The sequence below is a fragment of the Chroococcidiopsis sp. genome (assembly GCF_051657925.1).
Taxonomy (GTDB): Bacteria; Cyanobacteriota; Cyanobacteriia; order Cyanobacteriales; family Chroococcidiopsidaceae; genus Chroococcidiopsis.
This window is the reverse complement of sequence record NZ_JBOFLP010000140.1, coordinates 1-20,542: the sequence shown is the minus strand read 5'-3', so window position 1 is coordinate 20,542 and position 20,542 is coordinate 1. Positions and strand designations below refer to the sequence as shown.

General features: G+C 44.0%; 19 protein-coding genes and 1 pseudogene. 10 read left to right on the top strand and 10 right to left on the bottom strand.

Annotated elements, in window-relative coordinates; translation table 11 throughout:
* Together ACRC32_RS10815 and psb32 are read left to right on the top strand one after the other, a co-directional pair.
* A partial coding sequence (locus ACRC32_RS10815; RefSeq protein ID WP_438553961.1) for a DUF4278 domain-containing protein occupies nt 1–353 on the top strand: 353 nt, incomplete at its 5' end.
* 57 nt (nt 354–410) lie between these two features.
* Entirely contained in the window at nt 411–1,130 is a 720-nt protein-coding gene (gene psb32 / locus ACRC32_RS10810; RefSeq protein WP_438553960.1) for a photosystem II repair protein Psb32, read from the top strand.
* 40 nt (nt 1,131–1,170) lie between these two features.
* On the opposite strand, the gene ACRC32_RS10805 is transcribed toward psb32, so the two are convergent.
* From ACRC32_RS10805 to ACRC32_RS10780, 6 genes are all read right to left on the bottom strand, one after another.
* Nucleotides 1,171–1,554 (bottom strand): DUF4346 domain-containing protein, encoded by a 384-nt coding sequence (locus ACRC32_RS10805; protein WP_015153356.1) that lies wholly within the window; start codon nt 1,552–1,554, stop codon nt 1,171–1,173.
* Between the two features lie 83 nt (nt 1,555–1,637).
* Nucleotides 1,638–2,792: a glycosyltransferase family 4 protein gene (locus ACRC32_RS10800; protein WP_438553959.1), complete on the bottom strand. Its 1,155-nt coding sequence runs from the start codon at nt 2,790–2,792 to the stop codon at nt 1,638–1,640.
* A gap of 16 nt (nt 2,793–2,808) precedes the next feature.
* On the bottom strand, nt 2,809–4,311 hold the full coding sequence (locus ACRC32_RS10795) for a glycosyltransferase (RefSeq protein ID WP_438553958.1): 1,503 nt from the start codon (nt 4,309–4,311) through the stop codon (nt 2,809–2,811).
* Nucleotides 4,312–4,381: 70 nt separating this feature from the next.
* On the bottom strand, nt 4,382–5,677 hold the full coding sequence (locus ACRC32_RS10790; protein ID WP_438553957.1) for an ABC transporter ATP-binding protein: 1,296 nt from the start codon (nt 5,675–5,677) through the stop codon (nt 4,382–4,384).
* A complete protein-coding gene (locus ACRC32_RS10785; RefSeq protein ID WP_438553962.1) occupies nt 5,677–6,522 on the bottom strand; it encodes an ABC transporter permease in 846 nt (281 codons plus the stop codon). Before ACRC32_RS10785 ends, ACRC32_RS10790 begins: the two co-directional genes overlap by 1 nt.
* Nucleotides 6,523–6,616: 94 nt before the next feature.
* On the bottom strand, nt 6,617–7,690 hold the full coding sequence (locus ACRC32_RS10780; protein ID WP_438553956.1) for a glycosyltransferase family 2 protein: 1,074 nt from the start codon (nt 7,688–7,690) through the stop codon (nt 6,617–6,619).
* Between the two features lie 595 nt (nt 7,691–8,285).
* On the opposite strand from ACRC32_RS10780, the gene ACRC32_RS10775 reads away from it, so the two are divergent.
* On the top strand, nt 8,286–9,275 hold the full coding sequence (locus ACRC32_RS10775; RefSeq protein ID WP_438553955.1) for a glycosyltransferase family 2 protein: 990 nt from the start codon (nt 8,286–8,288) through the stop codon (nt 9,273–9,275).
* 147 nt (nt 9,276–9,422) lie between these two features.
* On the top strand, nt 9,423–10,562 hold the full coding sequence (gene glf, locus ACRC32_RS10770) for a UDP-galactopyranose mutase (protein ID WP_438553954.1): 1,140 nt from the start codon (nt 9,423–9,425) through the stop codon (nt 10,560–10,562).
* Between the two features lie 147 nt (nt 10,563–10,709).
* On the opposite strand, the gene ACRC32_RS10765 is transcribed toward glf, so the two are convergent.
* Both ACRC32_RS10765 and ACRC32_RS10760 read right to left on the bottom strand, forming a co-directional pair.
* Entirely contained in the window at nt 10,710–11,903 is a 1,194-nt protein-coding gene (locus ACRC32_RS10765; RefSeq protein ID WP_438553953.1) for a GNAT family N-acetyltransferase, read from the bottom strand.
* A gap of 101 nt (nt 11,904–12,004) precedes the next feature.
* Nucleotides 12,005–12,859 (bottom strand): RibD family protein, encoded by an 855-nt coding sequence (locus ACRC32_RS10760; protein ID WP_438553952.1) that lies wholly within the window; start codon nt 12,857–12,859, stop codon nt 12,005–12,007.
* A 427-nt stretch (nt 12,860–13,286) separates the two neighbouring features.
* On the opposite strand from ACRC32_RS10760, the gene ACRC32_RS10755 reads away from it, so the two are divergent.
* The 5 genes and pseudogenes from ACRC32_RS10755 (at nt 13,287) to ACRC32_RS10735 (ending at nt 18,607) form a co-directional block, all read left to right on the top strand.
* Nucleotides 13,287–15,407 carry a sensor histidine kinase gene (locus ACRC32_RS10755; protein ID WP_438553951.1) on the top strand — a complete coding sequence of 707 codons (2,121 nt, stop codon included), beginning with the start codon at nt 13,287–13,289 and terminating at the stop codon, nt 15,405–15,407.
* Between the two features lie 152 nt (nt 15,408–15,559).
* Nucleotides 15,560–15,694 (top strand): annotated as a pseudogene (locus ACRC32_RS10750) (response regulator); the annotation flags it as partial.
* 164 nt (nt 15,695–15,858) lie between these two features.
* Nucleotides 15,859–16,905: an adenosine deaminase gene (locus ACRC32_RS10745; RefSeq protein ID WP_438553950.1), complete on the top strand. Its 1,047-nt coding sequence runs from the start codon at nt 15,859–15,861 to the stop codon at nt 16,903–16,905.
* A gap of 123 nt (nt 16,906–17,028) precedes the next feature.
* Entirely contained in the window at nt 17,029–17,907 is an 879-nt protein-coding gene (locus ACRC32_RS10740; RefSeq protein WP_438553949.1) for an SMP-30/gluconolactonase/LRE family protein, read from the top strand.
* Between the two features lie 127 nt (nt 17,908–18,034).
* Nucleotides 18,035–18,607, top strand: coding sequence for a GNAT family N-acetyltransferase (locus ACRC32_RS10735; RefSeq protein ID WP_438553948.1), 573 nt, complete (start codon nt 18,035–18,037; stop codon nt 18,605–18,607).
* A 104-nt stretch (nt 18,608–18,711) separates the two neighbouring features.
* On the opposite strand, the gene ACRC32_RS10730 is transcribed toward ACRC32_RS10735, so the two are convergent.
* Nucleotides 18,712–19,338 carry an SAM-dependent methyltransferase gene (locus ACRC32_RS10730; RefSeq protein WP_438553947.1) on the bottom strand — a complete coding sequence of 209 codons (627 nt, stop codon included), beginning with the start codon at nt 19,336–19,338 and terminating at the stop codon, nt 18,712–18,714.
* A gap of 219 nt (nt 19,339–19,557) precedes the next feature.
* Nucleotides 19,558–19,911 carry a hypothetical protein gene (locus ACRC32_RS10725; RefSeq protein WP_438553946.1) on the bottom strand — a complete coding sequence of 118 codons (354 nt, stop codon included), beginning with the start codon at nt 19,909–19,911 and terminating at the stop codon, nt 19,558–19,560.
* 184 nt (nt 19,912–20,095) lie between these two features.
* Between ACRC32_RS10725 and ACRC32_RS10720 the strand changes: the two genes are divergently transcribed.
* A partial coding sequence (locus ACRC32_RS10720; protein WP_438553945.1) for a class I SAM-dependent methyltransferase occupies nt 20,096–20,542 on the top strand: 447 nt, incomplete at its 3' end.

Here is a 20,542-nt window from a genome sequence, read left to right as displayed (position 1 = left end):
TCAGCCTGATTTTAACCTTAGTTTTAGCTCCTTGGCAGATTCAACTGTCGATCCTGGGGATAACAATCTTTGGCACAAAAAAATTACTCTTAAAAAATCTAGCCAGAAGCGAGTCTAATTCGCTCGCCCAAAGCATAACTCAAAGCGATCGCCCTCAAATAGCAATTCCTAGCATCTCCAGCGACAACGATGTCGTCGCAGAAGTTAAAGGGATGTATCGCGGTGCGCCTTGGATATCTAGTCAGGAAAAAACACCTGCACCACAGCCAGATCCCGCCAACCTCAAATATCGCGGTGCGAGTGTTGGAAAACAAGGGAGCAGGGAGCAGGGAGCAGGGAGCAGGGAGCAATGACCAATGACAAATTATATATAGTAATTTTAAATATATGTAAATTTTCAGGACGGGGAAATGAGATACTTACGCAGCAAAATAACTAGCAGTAGAAAATATCTGCAATCCTTAGTTTTCTCTTTGGGATTAGTTGTTCTCACGACATTAATGCTGCCATTTCCAGCGATCGCTACGAGTTTATATGAAATTCCTTCAGTCGCTCCAGGAGATCGGACTTGGACGATCGATCCGGCAAAAGCAATCAGTGCGATTAACGAAGGCAAGATCGGTAGCGAATTGGAGAAATTGGCAGAAACGACCGGAAATGAAGTTAGATTTGTTGCCATTCGCCGCCTCGACTATGGCGAGACTGCTCAATCCTTTACCGATAAATTATTCGAGCAGTGGTTTCCAACTCCAGAAGCGCAAGCCAATCAAACTCTCGTTGTATTGGACACCCTGAGCAGCGGGACTGGAATCCGCGTTGGAGATAATGCTAAGTCGCTGCTGACGGATGACATTGCTAAAAGCGTGATTACTCAAACCATGTTGTATCCTTTACGTGAAGGTGAAAAATACAATCAAGCGTTTCTCGATGCTAGCGATCGCCTCGTAGCTGTTTTATCTGGCGCACCCGATCCTGGCGCACCCGAACAGCTAGCAACTGATGTCGCTGTCGAAAGTACCTACAAAAACACCGAAGAGACAAAATCCAGCAACGCTACTGTTTGGGTAATTGGCTTTCTTGTGGCTGCAACGATTATTCCAATGGTGACCTATTATTTTTATGTGAGGTAAGTGAGTAGTGAGTCGTGTTTGACTTAGGACTTACGACAACTTAATCCTGAACGTATTCTTGCCCGTTGACTAAAGCGATCTCGGCGCGGACAAATTCTCGTCCAAGATAAGCGGCGTGATCTAAGTACGTCACGGGACAAGTTTGTTCTTGCTCGAAAATTTCCACACAAATTTCTTTTGCTGTTCTACCCCGATATAGTGTGGTGGAAGTTCGTTGAACTTTACCGCGTGCGGGGATAGGTTTACCCGTTTCAGGATCGACGGCTAAACCGCGATCGTCGATCGCATTGGTGTAATGCTTCGCACAAATTAACCCTGCTTCTCGATCCAGATAAATGATGAAATATCCGCCTGGGTCAAGGTCAATATGACGCTTAGAAAGTTTATCATCGATTGCCGTTAAGTCTTCTAGCGTCCGCTCCATGTTTCATCCCATCATTAACGATTTTTTGCCCTTAACTTAATTTTAAATCTTTCTTCTCGCTGTGCGCTTTTCCAAATATCTGCTTAAATCTCCAAGTTTTTGCCGCACAACTGTTTTAACAGCAAATATATTTCCTTGCCGTAGCGTGCTGGAGTAAATTGCTCGGCAGCCCATTGTTGACCGTTTTCGCCCATCTGTTTAGCCAGATCTGGGCGATCGCAAATATGTTTAATTTTCTGCGCTAGCTCTCGCTCGTCTTCCGCAGTATATAACAACCCATTAAATCCATCTCGAATTAACTCTTGCGTACCACCACTCCTCGTACCGATTATCGGCTTACCTGCCCGCATCCCTTCTACAGTCACCCTCCCAAAAGCCTCGCACTTAGAGCATACAAGTACGACATCGGCACGCTGCATCAACGGAAAGGGATTGTCGGCATAGCCATAAAACTTAATATATTGCTCTACTTGGTTTTTTGTCACAATATTTTCTAAATACTCTCGGTACTGGGGATCGCCATCACCAACGATTAATAGCTCTACTCTTACGCCCGCATGTACCAGTTGGGCAACAGCGCGGATTGCGTCTTCCTGTCTCTTTCCCTTTACCAATGCACCTACAATAATGCACCTACAACTTGTTGTTGTCGGGGGTAAGGCGATCGACTCGCCTGGAGTCACGCTGACTGCTTGATAAACTACTTTCAACTTTGTCGGCGCGATCCACTGCTCGTACTTTTGAGCTACGGCTTTGGAGTTTACGATACAAACCTGGGACAGCAAATCTACTAGTTTTAACGTAAGATTGCGACCGAGATCGAAAACTTGTCCGTGATCTTCGTAAACAAACTCGCGGATGTGCCACACATGGGGTTTCCTCAATAGAAATGCGGCAAAAGCACCAACGCCTATGGCAATAGTATTCGTGTAGACAACATCACACCCCCATGCTTTAATTTGAGCGGCGATTTGGAATGCTATATGGTAGCTTCGCTTCAGCTTCCGCCAACGATCGCGTAAGGGATAATTTGTGGCTTCAAGCCAGCGTTCGTAGGGAATGACACGAACAGGAATATCGCGACGACTCAATTCGTCAAACAACCGCCCCTGTGCGGGTAATAAAACAAAACACTCGACTCCCAACTTCTGAAGCGAGTCTATAGTTTCCAGCAGCGATCGCGGTCCTCCCCGCATATCTGTGCCTGGACAGGCAGCAATGAAGCATACCTTCATCATCTATGTTTATCTATCCTCAGTTACCACAGCCAGCGTAAACTTCAATTAATTCTTGAAAATGTTGTTCTAGCGATCGCACCGTTCGCGCCTCTTGCCAAAACTCGGTTAATAAGTGCGGGTTCTCGCGAATAGTTGACAGTTTCTGCTGAAAGTCGCCCTTTTTTCCTGGATCGAAAATGAAAGCTGGATGCCGCACGAACTCCTGTGCGCCGCCTCGATTCGAGCAAAGGACGGGTACGCGACAAGCTAAAAGCTCAAAAGTCACTTGCGGCAGATTATCTTCCCATAGTGGCGGGACAATTCCCAAGTGGATACCATCTAGGATTTTGGGAAGATTTTCGTGAGAGTAACCAGGATGGTAAATTAATCGATGCAACGACTGAGCTAAAGAGAGCAATGGTCCTCTCTGCTGCATTGCCAGGTCTAACTCGGTGCGGTCTGCAATTTTGCTGGCGACAACGAGTTCTAGCGTACTTAATTCTGCTGCTGACAGGCAACGTAATTCTTCCAATAAGAAGTAAAATCCTTTATCTTTTCGCGGTACTCCCATGTAAACGCATCGAAAGGGCTGCCCTGGAGAGTATATTACTGGGTTATGTGGCGGAACTGGAAACTGCGTGGCTTTACTACCTATGTATTGCGTACTCAACCGCACCGGATCGACACCATAGTGCTGATAAATTGCAGCAGTGCGATCGGAGACAGATAGCGCCACATCAACATAACGGTTAATTAAAGAAACGATTTCCTGCCGTCGAAATTGATACGCTTCGGCTTGCTGAGGCAGATTTGAACCTTCAAGTTCTAGCGTTTTGAGCAAGGGCGATCGCGTCTGCACGACTAGCGGTCGTTGAATTTTGTAGAAAATAGTGACGAGTTTTTTTAATAAGTTTAGAGGTAGCGATCGCTCGTTCAAATCGAGCGAGTTGCCTAAAAATTCTAATCTCCTCATTGCCAATTCACGTTCTGAATTTGGTGGTATGGGCAAACAGGCAAGGCAGGCGCGTCCGTCTAAATTATTGTCACAATGGCTCTGTTCTAACCTCCACAAATTGACTTGCGGACAAACAGCCCAATAATTATGCAAACTAAACACGACCTTAGCACCGCTTTCCTTTGCTATTTTGAGGCAATTAGCGGTTATGCCCTCCAAATTATGAAAGTGAATGATAGAGAAAGGTGCTTGCGTGTCTAAAAACTCTTGAAAGCATTTTTCCAGAGCGGGTTGTTTAACGTTGCCTAATGGATCGTCAAAAGCGAAGTGAGAAGGTGCAATAATTGGTGAATTAACAAGTGAAAAAGTGGGTACGTGGGGATGATTTTGGTTGCGAATCGATTTGATATGTGGACGTTTATTGAAGTAACTATAATCGGTTCCAGAATACAAAAAAGTGACGTGCCAGTTATCTTTTTGAGTTGTAAAGTCAATTAAATTCTTACAGTAAACAGATACACCTCCCCCAGGAGCAGGTTTCTGAAAGTAGGCAGCCCAGTTATAATGAAGCACTCTATATGACATATTAAGTTTTCCTAATTGAAAACTGATAATTGAAAACTGACTATGTAGCAGCAAACGCTATTCTCATTCTTTACTCAGCGCGATTTTCACTAACGATCTGCCACGATCGCGGTTGATAAAACTTGCATTGACTCATCGTCCCGTCCGATTTAACGCTAAATCGAAAAGACTCAAAGACATCGAAAGTATAGATAGAGCTTTGTTTGAGTTTAATGCTCATAGTATAAGTTCCAGGGGCTAAACCTAAATAAGGCATTTGCAATTGAATTTCCTGCTTTCCTGGTACAACTTCAAAGAACTTCTCATCATTTTCGCCACTTAAAAATAAAACTGCTCCCGTACCACCTTCGCCGCCTAATTCTGTAATTTTTAAATGTAATGTCACATTATCGAACTTTTGATGAGCTTTACAGCCTACACAGAAGGAAGCAGGTTCGCCACTTTTAAGCGATTCTAGAATTTTGCCTTCAACGTCTCGAAAAAATAGATGAGTGATGTCTAAGCCAAAACTTTCATTTGCCGATTTTTCTGGCAAATACATGACTTGTGCAGTTGCTTTCTTACTGTCTAGAAACAAATCTTCTTCATACTTTTCTATAACTGTTTCTGTATCGCCAGAGGCAATCAATTCACCCTTGACTAGGTAAATTGCCGAGTCACATACGTTTAAAATTGCCTGAGGATTATGATTGACTAAAACAAAAGATGTTCCCTGCTGGCGTAGCTGGTGGAGTTTGCGATAACATTTGGCTTTAAATTTGATATCTCCTACAGCCAAGACTTCATCAATTAAAAGAATTTCCGGTTCTGTATGAATTGCGCAGGCAAACCCTAACCGCGCTGCCATGCCCGAACTATAATTTTGGACTGGTGCGTCGATCGCATCCCAAATTTCAGCAAAGTCTATTACCTCTTGAAATCTGGCTTCGATTTCTTTGGTTGATAATCCTAAAATTGACATATTGGCATAGATGTTTTCTCGTCCCGTCAATAGCGGATTAAAACCTGCTCCTAAAGCAATCAGTGGAGCTACCCTACCCTTAAGTTTTACAGTGCCAATATCTGGCTTAATCAGACCGCTAATAATCCGTAATAGCGTGCTTTTTCCAGCTCCATTTGCCCCAACTAAGCCTAATGCTTGCCCCCGACGCAGCTCGAAATTAACGTCTTTCAGCGCCCAAAATTCTTGGGTACGCAGTGTTTCTGTTCTTTTCCCACCTACTAGCTCCGTGGCGATATCTCGGACACCATAAAATAGCGATCGCCTTAAGTCTCGACAAAACTTTTTTGAGACATTTTCTACCGAAATAACGACTTCAGAATCTTGAGATTGAATGGCAATTTCTCGATCTACTAATTCAGTCATTAGGAACTCACCCTTTCAATCACGAAAGGCATGGCGAGGCGAAATGCCACCCAGGTTAATAATAAGCCAACTAGAGTAATCAGACTGGCGATCCAAAATCCCGCCGGGTCTGAGATAACTCCCGTCGTTGCTAACTCCCGTATTGTTACGAGTAGAGGAGTTACAGGATTCAGCCGTACCAGAAATCCAAAGGTTCCTTCGCCAGGAACGGGATAGACTACTGGAGTTAAAAACAGCCAAAACCCTGTAATCATGGTCAGTCCTTTTGAGACATCCTGGTATAGAATCCCCAACGGTGCTAATAAAACACCAATAAATGTACCGAATAAAATTAAATGAATCAGCGCCACTGGAGCCAAAATTACCGTCCAACTCACCGGAACTCGAAACCAAATAAACAATCCCACAATTAAAATCAACTTGATCGCAAAGTTGAAAAAGACCTCGCCTAACTTTGCCAAAACGATCGCTTCTCGCGGAAAATTGACCTTAGCTAGCATCGGCTTAGCTACTGTTACCGCTTGTACTGGACCGTTGAGCGCCTCCACAAAAGTTTGCCACAACGCCGTACTGAACATGACATAAGCTGGATATGGTAAATCTGTAGCTTCAACTGCGATCGCACCTGCATCACTTGCTAGCGTAAATCCTGCTGCCATCACAATCGGAGGCAAAAAAGCCCAAATCACACCCAGAAACGACTGACGGTACTGAGCGCTAATATCTCGCACCATCAGCCGCCATGCTAATTCGCGAGAAGCGAGTAAGTCTCGTCCCATTTGCTTAAACAACTGAATCGGATGCCTTAATAAGCTTTCAGGCGTATACACCACTTCAAACGGCATCGGATTTGAATTGAGATTTCTCTTTTGCTTCAAGTGGTTTATCCTTCTTCCAAAGTTTGGTAGGGTGGGCAATGCCCACCCTACTGCTACCTTATTATGCTGATACTGGAGTTTTAGGCAACGACTTGGCAGGCTGCTGTTGCACTTCTTGCGGATGTTTGCGAGTATGGCGATCGGTGAGATAACGGTTCAGCCTTTTTTCCATCCGCACTAGCATATTTTCTATTCGAGTTTTGCCCCTGCCAAAGACATAATATTTATTCAGCAGGGGTCTAATAATAAATACCCTGCGTCTTCCGGTTAAATATTCCGACCAACTGCGATACCAATTTTTGTGGTAGTTGTCCTCGGTCAGGTTCCACTTTTCGCGCAAGCGGTTTAAGCTAGTCGTACCCCAAGCATCGCTCCAACGTACCATGTAGAAAGGAATTTCGGACAATTCCAACGGCATCCCGTTAATGTAGGTGACGAGGGATGTTGGCTCTAAGTAGATGGAACCCCCAGCCTCAGATACCGCTACACAAAAATCTACGTGTTCCTTTGTGTTCATCATCGCGGGGTCGAGCTGACCGCCGATTTTTTCAATTATCGCCGTGCGCACCAACATGCAATGGAACTCTGCCAAACCAGTTGGTTGTCGTTGCAAGAAGTCGCCTAAATCTGCTACGCGCTTACCTTGCTTGTAAATTTTATCGTGCAAGCGCCGCGTCGGGCGATCGCCTTTGTTTTCCTCAATGACCGCAGATTCTCCACCTGCACAATGCACGATTTCGTGTAAAGCTTGACCTTGGCACACGAGGGGACTAACTACCGCAGCTCCCGTTTCCTCGGCGCATTGAACCAAATTGTTTAGCCAATTCGGGGCAACGACAACATCGTTATCCATGAAGACAACGTATTCTGTATTGACCTGGGCTAAACCTAGATTTCTAGCATAATTTGGTGAAGGGTAATAATCGGTACGAATCAGTTGGAAATTTTTCTCGCGGGCTTGAGCTGCTAAGTAATCTCGGTTACGCGCAGGGGAGCCACCATCTACATAAATCAACTTGAAAGGGATGGTTGTATTCTCATAAATACTTTCAAGGGACTTTTGAGTTAAACTGAAACGTTCGCGTGGTACGACTACGATAGTGACTTGTGGTTCTGCCATCTTTGATACGTCCATTTACAACCCTGTTATTTATAAAAATCAATCGTTTACAAGTCTGTCTACTTGCAAATACTTACACAAGATTGCAGAATTAGGCTACTTACACCAATACCATACGCTAATTCGCGTAGTGTCATAAGTGTACTAGTTATAAAGAGTCTTGTATTGGACAGTAATTCATAAAACATTTACACGATACAAGGATTTTATAAAGTATACATGAATGTTTCATGAGAGTTTTTTCATAATTACTCACAGTGTTATCCACTATACAAATGCCAACGCCGCTTCTACCAGAAGTAGTATATCCTTGGGAGAAGTTGCAGTGTACGATTTTGTCATTTGAAGGAGGGCTTTGCATAATACATGAGTGGCAACGAATGTATTTGATTGTGTTGGCTAGATTTTTGGTGTTTTCCAAGTATTGTTGCAGAAATTACTATTATGCTGCTAGTCTGTTTTCTAAAGAGTTGAATACTGTCTGTTGTATATTGTCTTGTGGAGAATATCTTCTGCAACTTGCGATCGCTTGTATTGTGAATTTTTTATTCCTTCTAGCTTTCCTCGATTGGAAAATTTCAAATCAACTTATAGAAACTAGGAACTGACAATGGTTGAAGCAACAATCGCTGTTGTAGTCGTCACCTATAACCGAAAGAAACTTTTAATAGAATGCCTAGATGCAATACTTACTGGAACGCGCTTGCCAGATAAAATTATCCTTGTAGACAATGGGTCTACCGATAATACACCTGATTTTCTGAAGGCAGAAGGATATCTGACAAATCAGCTCATCGATTACATCCGCTTACCGGAAAATACTGGCGGCGCAGGTGGATTTTATCAAGGTGTAAAGTATGGATATGAAGCAGGTTACGATTGGCTGTGGTTGATGGATGACGATGCCGAACCTGAAATAGATGCTTTAGAAAAGCTAAGTCAATATCTAAATGAACCTAATGTAAGTGCTTTAGCAAATCTCAAAATAGACTTAGAAGGTGAAATATTACATCCTCATTTAGGATTTTTCGATCGCCAGACTCACCAAAATGAGTTTGACTTTGATATTGAAATCCATAAAAAAATAGAAGACGGTTTAGTCAAAAAACCTCAAGCCTTAGAAATAGCTTTTAGTTCTTTTGTGGGTATTCTAGTTAGTAAAAAAGCGATTGAAGAAGTAGGTTTTCCTAATAAAGATTTTTTTATTAGAGGTGACGATTTAGAGTACTGTCTTAGATTAAATAAGGCAGGCAAGCTATTGCTAATTACTGATAGTATTATTCTTCATAAAGAAGCTTCCGACCAAGGAGCGATCGTTAAGAGTTTCTTCGGCAGACTTTCATATAGAACTAAATATAGCAGAATATGGCTGACTTATTTTGAAACCAGAAATGCAACCTGGCTCAGAAAAAACTATGCTAGTAAAACAAGATTTTATTTTAGAACGTTTAAATACTATTGTCGCTCTTTAATTGCTATTTTGCTCTTTGACGATCGCAAGTTTAAGCGCCTACAATTTCTCACGGAAGCTTACCAGGATGGTCTCAAGGGATATTTTGATAATAATAAGCCTAAAATTTTATATGAAAAAAAGCTCTGACGTTTTAGTCAACTGAAGTCAAAAAGGCATACTTCAAAAGTAAAATATCAAACTCAGTACTCGAACAATGATTCCTTAAACAAGCTTTTATTTAGCGATTCATGCTTTCGTAGATGACTCGAAAAAATTGAAACAAGGAGTGCTTGAATGTTCGATTACTTAATTGTAGGAGCGGGATTTGCTGGCAGCGTCTTGGCTGAAAGGTTAGCAAGTCAGTTGGGAAAAAAGATTCTGATTATCGATACGCGATCGCACATTGGTGGAAATGCTTACGATTGCTATAACGAAGCAGGTATCCTCATACACAAGTACGGACCCCATATCTTTCACACCAATTCTCGCGAAGTTTTCGAGTATCTCTCGCAATTTACTCAATGGCGTTCTTACGAACACCGCGTTCTTGCCAGCGTTGACGGACAACTCGTGCCAATTCCGATCAATCTCGACACGATTAACCGACTTTACGGACTCCATTTAACCTCATTCCAGCTAGAAGAGTTTTTTGCTTCAGTGGCTGAACCTAAAGAGCGTATCCTAACTTCTGAAGATGTGGTAGTTAATAAGGTTGGCAGGGAACTCTACGAAAAGTTCTTCCGCAACTACACGCGCAAGCAATGGGACATCGATCCATCCGAACTCGATCGATCGGTGACTGCCCGTGTACCTACCCGCACGAACCGCGACAATCGCTATTTTACGGATACATATCAAGCAATGCCCCTGCATGGGTATACTCGAATGTTCGAGAATATGCTATCTCACCCGAATATCAAAATCATGCTCCAAACTGACTATCGGGAAATTGTGGGGACGATACCGTATCGCGAGATGATTTATACAGGTCCAATCGATTTATTCTTCGATTACCGTTACGGCAAGCTTCCTTACCGCTCTTTGGAATTTCAGCACGAAACCGTGAATACGCCCGTGCATCAGCCAGTTGCTGTCGTCAACTATCCTAACGAACACCTATATACGCGGGTTACAGAATTCAAATACCTAACCGGACAGGAGCATCCTAAAACAAGTCTTGTCTACGAGTACCCACGCGCCGAAGGCGATCCATATTATCCCGTACCGCGATCGGAAAATACTGCACTTTACAAAAAATATCAGGCACTAGCTGACGCAACTTCCGGGGTGCATTTTGTCGGCAGGTTGGCGACTTACAAGTATTACAACATGGATCAAGTTGTCGCTCAGGCTCTGACAATTTACAAAAAGCTCAAGGAGACTGGGAATAGACAATCGCCGGAACTAGACCAAAAACTGGTTCAGGTAGGATAGCAGTTGTCAGTTGTCAGTTGTCAGTTATCAGTTATCAGTGACCAAGAAAGGGTGTGGGGTGTGGGTGACGAGAGTTGGTCAATTGCGACTTGCGACTTGCGACTTCTGAATAGACGCAACCAAAAATCTGGTTCCAACAGCCACCTGCTACGTATCTCGCCGATTGTAGGGTAATTCAGCATTAATTACCTCGATTTCTTGCCGTTCTAACTCATTGACCTCACGAATGTAGGAAGTTAAAATTTGCGCCAACCGTCGATGATAAAACCGATGCAAGCTGTGATTGACAGTAGCAGGGAAACCGCGCCGTTTTTTATGCCTTCCCCCCGCGCCAGGATCGAAAGTTTGAATACCATTGGCGATCGCCCATTCAATCGGCTTGTAGTAGCAAGCCTCGAAGTGCAAGCAATCGATTTCTTTAAAACTGCCCCAATAACGACCGTAGAGGCGATCGCCCTTCGTTAAACAAAACGACATACCCATCGGCTGGCGTTTGTCTCCTGCTCGATCTCCTGCATGGTAAGCCGCCACAAACAACACGCGATGGCGATAATGGGCGTGCAACTGCTCGAAAAACTTCTTGGTCAAATACTTGCTACCCCACCAGCCGAATTTATCACAGGTATCGGCATAAAAATGATACATCTGCGGAAATAAAGACTTATGGATATCATCTCCCGTATGAGTCACCAACTCTAAGCCTGCACTTGCTACGGCTTTGCGTTCGCGCTTAATGTTGCGGCGTTGGTTGGCGTTGAAGACTCCGAGATAATCGTCAAAAGTGGCAAAACCGAGATTTTGCCAGACATAGCTGTGGTGCAACCACGTCATAAATCCGTGTCGTTCTAATGTGGGTCGCCATGCAGGATCGACATAGAGAAAATGACACCCAGAAATATTGTGGCGATCGCAAAAATGGTCGATTGCACTTACCATCAACGCCGTCATTTCATCCTCATCTTCCCCTGGCGCAATCAAAAACCGATAACCTTCAGCAGGGGTAAAAGGTGTCATGCCTAAGAGTTTTGGATAGTACTCTACACCGATCCTCTGTGCCAGATCTGCCCATTGGTGGTCGAAGACAAACTCACCCTGACTGTGACCTTTCAGGTACATCGGGGCAGCTGCAACCAGCGTGCGATCGCGCCATATTGTTAAATGATTGGGCAGCCATCCAGCCCTAGCCGTAGCACTACCAGAAGTTTCTAGATTATTTAACCATTCCCACTCCAGAAACGGAGTTGCTAGAGGTAATGCCAAAGCATCCCATGCCAACTGAGGAATTTCAGCAATCTTATTCGTCCAGGCAACAGAATATTGTGGTTTAAGTTGTTCCACCATTGTTAGGGAGTAGGGAGCAGGGAGCAGTGAGTAGTGAGTAGTGGAAATACAAATGACCAATGACCAATGACAACTAGCCACTGTTACTTAAGTTAATCTAACTATTGCGATCGTTGCAGGCGATAGTGGAGAAATACTTCTTGTGCTTCAACTTGAGCTGATAACAGTTCCAGTCGCGGCGCTAAATTTTCTGGGAAACCCATCCCTGCCACTGGACTAGGGGCGTTTGTCCCCCCCAAAAGTAAAGGACAGACAGTCAACCACATCTCATCGATTAAATCGACTGCTAGCATCGCTGCCACCAACTCACCCCCACCGAGAACAGCTAAGCGTTTGATTCCTAAAGAGAATAGTTGTTCTAGGGCAAATGTCCAGTCGATTGTTAGAGGGAGAGTGGTGCGTGATGCGTGGTGCGTGAATTTTGAATTTTGAATTTTGAATTTTGAATTTTGAATTGCTCCACGATCCCTTTGTCCCCTTGTTTCCCTTGTCCCTCTTGTCTTTCCCTGCTCCCTGCTCCCTGCACCGAAGCGCTCCCTGCTCCCTGCTCCCTGCTCCGCCACAATCACTTGCTCAAATTCCGATCGCCCCTGCCAAGACTTTGCCCCAGCCGCAGATGTGAGCAACCAACGAGGTACAGGTTGGCGAAAAAATCGCCACTGAGGATTGATGTTGGCACTAGCAGAAGCAAGGATCTGAATTGGTTGTGATTTTTGATGATTTTGTAGTCTTTGATGCAGTAATTTAGCACTAGTTACGCTTAAGGTTGTGCCGTAAGCGCGAAGCGTACCAGCCCCAAATAGTGTGGCATCGGCAGCAGCTATTTGTTGTTCGAGATGGAATCGATCGCGCTGGGAGGAAAAGCGAGCGGGCGATCGCCTCGCATCGGCAATCTTACCATCGGCACTCATTGCCAAGATAACTGTTGTATGGGGACGATTTCGAGATCGAGCCACGAGCTGCTACCTAGTTTTAAACGATCGAGCGTGTTGGCAACCATACAGTAGTAGAAAACACTGTCTCTGCGCTAGTAAAATCTGCCGAAAGTTTTAGCGTAAAAAGTTACACTTTAATTAATTTTGAGTTAATGTTTAAAGATAAAACATTTCTTATGATTAACCAACGAATCTTTTTATACAACATATATGGTAGCAGCTAGAGCTTTTAGATATGCTGTGAAAATGTCGAAAACATCAAGAACGCAATTGAACTCGGCATCCGTAAATCTCGAACTTTGTTTTGTATGATTTGTTAAATCATACAAAGATTTTGACGGAATTTGCTTGGCAGCGATCGCGTTTAATGGTATTTAAATGCTAAAACTAATCTGTTTGCTAGCAAGCTATTACTAGAGGGTCTTGCATCTATTTTGAGGGAGCTTCCATGGCTAAGCCCAGTCAATCCTCATTTCGTCGTATCTTACTTGCAAGAATACTGCTGCTGACCGTACCAGTGTTGTTAATTGGGGAAGCGGTGACTTTCAGGAAAGCACGTTCTAGCTTGCTAGAAACTGCGCGCTGGAATTTAACTGAAAGTGCGGTGAACAAGGGAGAAAATATCAGCAACGCGATCGCCGCACTGAAATCAAATCTGCTGCTGGCAAGTCAAACCACCGTCATCCGAACTGGTTCGCCTGCACAAGCTCGGGAGTTTCTCCAACAGTTAGCGTCAACGCTGCCAAATACTCAGTGCTTGCAGGTGGCTGAAATCGACACGGGTAATTTGGTAACTAGTACTTGCGGTAATACTCCAATTGCTTCTGCTAAAGCCGATCCCACTTGGCAACGGCAGCAAAATTCAAAAGTCTCACCTTTGATCCGCATCCAGCCACTAGTCGAAATTGACGCGCGGCGATCGCTACAGCTATCCGCATCGCTAGATCCTCAACGCTCTCTGGGACAACTACAATTAGTTTTCTCGGCTCCCGTATACAATAGTAGCGGACGATTGACATACAGTCTCAACGTATTATCGGCACTGCACAAAAGAGAACGAGATCGACCAGGATTGCTGGCTGGCTCCACCGTCGTGATCGATCGCAACGGCACGATCTTAGCCCACCCAATCGCTAACCGCATTGGACGCAACGTCGCGCAAGAGCAGGATGCAGGACAACTACAACATCTGCTCAAAAATGCGCTCGCCGGACGCACGCGCCAAGATTTTCTCCACTTGTCGTTTGATCGAAACGGTCCCGACCTGCTAGCTGGCTATAACGTCATTCCCAGTCCGATCGATCGAGCCAACGGATACTGGCTGATTTTAGCGGTTACCCGTCTGGATCATGCCCTCTATGGACTGCAAGAAATTAAAGTTATCCTTGTCGTACTGACCGTCGGCTTGTTAGTAGCAACCTCAATCGCCGCACTGCATATCATCCGTGATTTAGCGAGACCTTTAGAAAAACTACGGGACTACGCCCTCAACCTACAAAGCCACCACGCTGCCGAGCGAGTCCCGCACAATTTCAAAGTACGCGAGGTAGAACAGCTAGCAGAAGCCTTGGAAGAAATGCTAGGACGGCTAAATGCTTCGGCAGCGGAACTAGAAACCGCTTGGCAAGAAGCCCAGACTTCCAACCAGATGAAAAGTGAATTCTTAGCCAATACCTCCCACGAGTTACGCACCCCTCTCAATGCCATCATCGGCTGTATTCGCCTCGTCCGCGATGGCTGCTGCGACGATCGCAGCGAAGAACTAGAGTTTTTGGCACGGGCTGATGAGGCAGCTATTCACTTATTAGGCATTATTAACGATTTGCTCGACATTGCCAGAATTGAAGCTGGTAAACTCTCAGTCGTTACAGAAGCGCTGGATTTACGGCAAGTCTTGCGAGAAGCGATCGACCTGCAAAAGGTACAAATCCAGCAAAAAGGGCTGCAATTGGTAGCTACAGAGTGGCAAGAACCGCTACTAGTTCATGCCGATGCTGCCAAACTTAAGCAAGTGCTGATCAATGTTATAGGTAACGCTGTCAAGTTCACCGATCGCGGCAGCATCAGCATCAAACTAGAAATTACTGCCCAACTCGTACAAGATGGCAGTACTACATTTTGGGTCACTGTGGCTGTAGAGGATACGGGACTGGGAATCGATCCGACTCAGCAACACAAGCTCTTTCGTCCCTTTGTGATGGTAGATGGTACTACCACCCGCAAACTAGGCGGGACTGGCTTAGGATTGGCAATTTCCCGCAATTTAATTGAATTAATGGGGGGTCGCATTGCCCTCAGTAGCCCTGGTATCGGTCTAGGGACTACTGTAGAAATTAGCTTACCATTAGTCGATCCTTTGCCGTCTCCTCCCAGCTTGGAGACGCAGCTATCAGAGCGATCGCACTCCACCAACGACAACAATTTTGATTTAAACGAACAGAGAGCTTTACTGGAGGATGACTTGAGAGAGAGAATTATAGAAGAATCCAAAAGACTAGACTCCATTAGCTCCGTCAAAAGTCTACAAGTTGAGGAAAACATTAATGGTAGTGGTGTGACTTGTCTTTGATAGGGAGCAGGGAGCGCTTCGGTGCAGGGAGCAGGGAGTAGGGAGTCGTAGGGGCGGGTTTTGACAGGATCTCCCTGAAACAACCCAGAATTGGGCGAATAAACCCGCCCCTACGGGAGTAGGGGAAAGGGAGCAGTTGTTAATTTGTGAATGCTGAGGCAGACATACTCAACGCCTACAATCTCAACGCCAATTGCTATATTACTAAGCCAGTTGGCTCTGACCGCTTTGTCAAAATCGTGCAGTCGATTGAAAACTTTTGGTTCACCATCGTAAGGCTGCCGTAAACCCTGCACGGTCAACTATCAGTGGCTAGTGGCTAGTGGCTAGTGGCTAGTAATTGCGACTTACGACTTCTTCCTAGTATTCCAGCAAACTTCCGACTGCTGGACAAAATTGCTATCTTTGATAGTAACCATAGATATTATTAAGAATAATTAAGAGAGGTATTGTGGCTCTATACGCTGAATTGCACCGCCACTTGGGGGGTTCGGTCGTGCCTCGCGTTCTCTGGCGCTACTTCCAGCGTCACGCTGACGACAAAATCGAGCGGTTTGCTGACTATGCTGCGTTTGAAGATTTCTATACCCGTCCCCGCAACACGTTGGACGAGTATTTAGAATTGCACACTTTAGTTGAGAGCGTGCAAACGATTGAGACTTTGCCTTACTTTGTCTATCGCTTGATTCGTGGGGCGTATATTTTTGAAAATTTGGCGTACTTAGAAATTCGCTACACGCCATATTTACGCACGTCAGAGCATTTACCTCAATCCCAACGGATCGAACAGATGGCGGAGATTATTGACGTGGTAGGCAAAGCAAGCCAACTTTCCGAATATCCGATTGTCACTAGCCAAATTTTGTGTATGCATTCGCGGCTACCCTATGAGGTAAATCGGGCAATTGTGGACTTGGCTGCCCAAAAACGAGAATATGTCTGTGCTGTGGATGTCGCTGGTGGCGATGGACATTATGCAGAACGCCTAGAAGAGTTCGTGCAATTGTATGCCTACGCGCGATCGCTTGGTTTAAATACCACGGGACACTTGTATGAAACTCCCGCAGGTTGTTATCCTGAATTATTACCCTATCTGATGCGGATCGGTCACGGTATCCAAATTCCCCTGTTACATCCCGAACTGTTACCAGATTTAGCCAGCAGACAGCAATGTTTAGAGGTTTGCCCTACAACTTATTTAAAGACGGGAACCTTACAGGACATGCGCCAGTTGAAGTTGGTATTCGATCGTTGTTTGGATGCTGGGGTAGATATTGCCATCTGCACGGATAACGCCGGATTGCACAACGTCCGGTTGCCATTTGAGTACGAAAATCTGCTGACGCTAGATATTATTGACTTTGACGAATTGCAAGCTTGTCAAGATGCAGCCTTCCGCCATGCCTTTGCTTGGCCCTATGGCGATCGCCCAGCGTCTTTACTTAATGGGCTGCTCAAGCCATCATTTCCAACTGGGGTGCTGGCAATGCAAGATTAAGATTGGTAGATGGTAATTGGTAATTGGTAATTGGTAGTTGGTAGATGGTAGTTGATAAGTAGGTGGATTTTTATGTCTAGCCACTACTCACTACTCTCTACTTACTACTCACTACTCTCTAATATGAACGCTAATAACCAAAATACTGGAATTTCAGGCATATTAGCAGCCAATATCGAACCGATCGAACTTGCTGATGGAATGCTTTTTGGTGAAGGACCAGTTTGGGACAAGCAGCATCAACAACTCATTTTTAGCGATACTGGGGCAAACGAACATAAATCTTGGAGTGAAACTCAAGGATTGCAAACTTACCGCAAACCCAGCTATCAGCCAAATGGCAATGTGCTTGATTCTGCGGGTAATCTTTATACTTGCGAACACGAAACGAGGGCAATAAGTATTACAGATAAAGACGATCGCCGGACAATTTTATGCGATCGCTTTCAAGGTCAGCAGTTCAATTCACCGAATGACTTGGAAATTAAATCGGATGGGACGATCTGGTTTACCGATCCACCTTATGGTTTGGGCGATAGAACTCAGGAAATCGACTTTAATGGTGTATTTCGCTACGCTCCGAAAACACAAGAATTAACAGTGGTTGTTAAAGTTTTGAGTATGCCGAATGGCATTGCTTTTTCTCCAGATGAAACCAAGCTATATGTAGGTAACTCAGCAGCAGGCGATCGCTATATTTGGGTTTTTACTGTTAACTCAGATGGAACTCTTTCGGCTGGAGAAAAACTCTGTCAAATTGATAATAATGATTGGGGAGCTGATGGGGTTGACGTAGATGCTAATGGCAATATTTATGCAGGTTGCGGCGATGGAGTCCACATTTTTTCTCCTACAGGTTTACTGCTAGGTAAAATTTTGACCCCAAGTGCGATTTCTAATTTCGCCTTTGGTGGGGAAGACGGTAAGACTTTATTTATGACTAGCGAACACGCCTTGTACCGAATTGAATTATTAGTTGCAGGCGCAGTGCGGCGATGGTGAAATTTCTATAGTTTCGTTATTGCTTTTATAGTAGGTAGGCAATACTCGCCTACGCTGAATTTTTTTTGACTTAACGCACTCTACTTATATTTCAACATCAAATATGAGTTCTATAGGGATAATTTTCTTGGAAACTCCTAGACTAATTCTCCGCCAATTTACGCCGGATGATGCTCAAAAATTATTAGATTTAGATAGCGATACTGAAGTAATTCGTTATGTAGATCTGGGCATTATCAAAGGTGGTGAGCCTCTAGAGAGAAGTTATGAAAAATATCAAAACAATGTCTTATCAAAGTGGATGCAATATTATCAACAATATCCAGGTTATGGATTTTGGGCAGCTATTGAAAAATCTAGTCAAGAATTCATCGGTTGGTTCCATTTACGACCAGCATTAGATAGTCAGTTTAATATTGATTCAGGATTATTTCATGCTGATGAAATTGAATTAGGTTATCGCTTGCGTCAAGTTTCTTGGGGTAAAGGCTACGCCACTGAAGGGTCTCAGGCTCTCGTCTCAAAAGGCTTTTCTGAATTAGGAACTCAATGTGTCGTGTCTTCTGCGCTGGCAGAAAATCGAGCTTCTACCCGCGTGATGGAAAAAGTAGGGTTAAAGTTTGAATTAAAGTACGTTCACCCAGAAATCGATCGCGAGGTGATGAAGTATAGTTTGAGAAATCCTCATAAAAATTGGTAGGAATACACAAAATTGGTAGGGGCATAAAATTAGGTAGGGGCGCACAGCTGTGCGCCCCTACTTTACGAAATCCTAATGTTTTTCAGCGTTTATTACCATTAGATCTAACCGTCACCTAAATTCTTAGGAATCTCTTTAGGAATTACCCAGTAATAAATTGTAGAACCACCAGGAGTCTGCAAGGTTTTTTCTGGTTTCCAATCGCCCATATCAAACGCATGAGACACGATACGAGTGCCAGGTTTGAGCTGTTTAAATAGCTGCGGTCTCAGCTTAACATTAAGTTCGGGCAACAAATAAAGCGTCACGACAGTTGCATCGCTGAAGTTACTCTTAAATAGGTCTTGATTGAGAAACGTCACGCGGTCTGTTACGCCTGCCTTTTTAGCGTTTTCCTTTGCTTCTTTAATCCGTTCTGGGTTGATATCTATCCCAACTGCCTTTTTCACTTGATATTTTTGTACAGCAGTAATTGGGATGCGTCCGTCGCCACTACCAAGGTCGTAGAGCGTATCATTTTTAGTCACCTTAGCAACTTTGAGCATTTCGTCTACCGTCTCTTGGGGTGTAGGTACGTAGACGACATCTGGTTCGCGTAGTGGCGCTTGCGTATCTTGGGCAATTGTTTGAGTGTGAGCGTTAGTCTGGGTAGTGAGACTGTAACCAGTTATTCCTAAGCCAACTATACCAATGCAGGCGATCGGTAGTAGGAACAAGCGTTGTCGGCGCATTATTTTCCTTTCCTGTAGCCGTTTCCGTATAACATAATGCCATGTTATTAGTCGTAAGTGGTAAGTCGTAAGTTGTAAGTCAGAAGACAATTGATGGTTGTTAGTGTTGGCAAACGCTCCGGTACACTGCGTGAAGACGGTTTTTGATGAGTGGCTGGTGACTAAAAGTCAGAAGTTAAAAGTTAAGAGTCAAAACTTCCACCAATTACCAATTATCAACTACCAACCATCAATTAAATAAGTACGCCAAGATTGAATTTTATCTTCATCAGTAGTTTGAGGAATTGCTAAACGCCAGGTTTTCCCCTCTTTCTGAAGTTGTAAATAGACCTCGAATGGATTATTTTCTTGCGTTAGCCGTCGTTGAGAGATTTGTAAGGTGCGATCGTAAGTTCCGATAATTCGATATGCTGGTAAATTACCGATTTTGAGTTGTTGCTGTTCTTGTATTCGCAGGCGATCGATTTCTAGTTTAAGTGGTGTAGATAGGTGGAGTTTCTGACTTATTTGTTGTTGTAATTGAGATAATTGAACTGCTAAAGCTTTTTGTACCAGTCGCTCGTTCGGTACCACGATTGGAGTGCTACTACATGCTGTCAGAAATATTAGCAAGATTCCAATTAAAACGAGCGGTAATTTTCGGCACATAGAACTTGCTTTTGTGGGCGACAAGAGACAGCAACTCAATTGAACTCTAGGTATATGAAACTTTCTAGAGTTAGTATAAACTGTGAATGACTCTATCGAGCAGTCAATTATGCAAAAAAGATCCCTTGGTTTAGACGATCGCCTCTACAATTACTTTCTATCTGTCTCTCTACGGGAACCAGAAATTTTATCTCAGTTGCGTCAAGAAACAGCTAATCATCCCGCAGCAATGATGCAAATTGCTCCCGAACAAGGTCAATTTATGGCTTTACTAGTTCAATTGTTAGGAGCAACAAAAACTTTAGAAATAGGGGTATTTACGGGTTATAGTTCTTTATCTGTGGCTTTAGTGCTGCCTGCTAATGGTAAGATAGTTGCTTGCGATGTGAGTAAAGAATACACAAATATAGCGCGGCGTTATTGGCAGCAGGCTGGAGTCGTTAACAAAATAGATTTGCACTTAGCACCAGCACTAGAAACACTAGATCGATTATTGGCATCAGGACAATCGGAATCTTTTGATTTTGCTTTTATCGATGCAGATAAAGAAAACTAT

Excerpts from the sequence above, each read along its gene's own strand:
- ACRC32_RS10805 (WP_015153356.1), bottom strand. The coding sequence starts at position 1,554 with ATGGAGCGGACGCTAGAAGACTTAACGGCAATCGATGATAAACTTTCT.
- ACRC32_RS10795 (WP_438553958.1), bottom strand. The coding sequence starts at position 4,311 with ATGTCATATAGAGTGCTTCATTATAACTGGGCTGCCTACTTTCAGAAA.
- ACRC32_RS10775 (WP_438553955.1), top strand. The coding sequence starts at position 8,286 with ATGGTTGAAGCAACAATCGCTGTTGTAGTCGTCACCTATAACCGAAAG.
- ACRC32_RS10790 (WP_438553957.1), bottom strand. The coding sequence starts at position 5,677 with ATGACTGAATTAGTAGATCGAGAAATTGCCATTCAATCTCAAGATTCT.
- glf (WP_438553954.1), top strand. The coding sequence starts at position 9,423 with ATGTTCGATTACTTAATTGTAGGAGCGGGATTTGCTGGCAGCGTCTTG.
- ACRC32_RS10765 (WP_438553953.1), bottom strand. The coding sequence starts at position 11,903 with ATGGTGGAACAACTTAAACCACAATATTCTGTTGCCTGGACGAATAAG.
- psb32 (WP_438553960.1), top strand. The coding sequence starts at position 411 with ATGAGATACTTACGCAGCAAAATAACTAGCAGTAGAAAATATCTGCAA.
- ACRC32_RS10785 (WP_438553962.1), bottom strand. The coding sequence starts at position 6,522 with ATGCCGTTTGAAGTGGTGTATACGCCTGAAAGCTTATTAAGGCATCCG.
- ACRC32_RS10730 (WP_438553947.1), bottom strand. The coding sequence starts at position 19,338 with ATGCGCCGACAACGCTTGTTCCTACTACCGATCGCCTGCATTGGTATA.
- ACRC32_RS10800 (WP_438553959.1), bottom strand. The coding sequence starts at position 2,792 with ATGATGAAGGTATGCTTCATTGCTGCCTGTCCAGGCACAGATATGCGG.
- ACRC32_RS10780 (WP_438553956.1), bottom strand. The coding sequence starts at position 7,690 with ATGGACGTATCAAAGATGGCAGAACCACAAGTCACTATCGTAGTCGTA.
- ACRC32_RS10740 (WP_438553949.1), top strand. The coding sequence starts at position 17,029 with ATGAACGCTAATAACCAAAATACTGGAATTTCAGGCATATTAGCAGCC.
- ACRC32_RS10755 (WP_438553951.1), top strand. The coding sequence starts at position 13,287 with ATGGCTAAGCCCAGTCAATCCTCATTTCGTCGTATCTTACTTGCAAGA.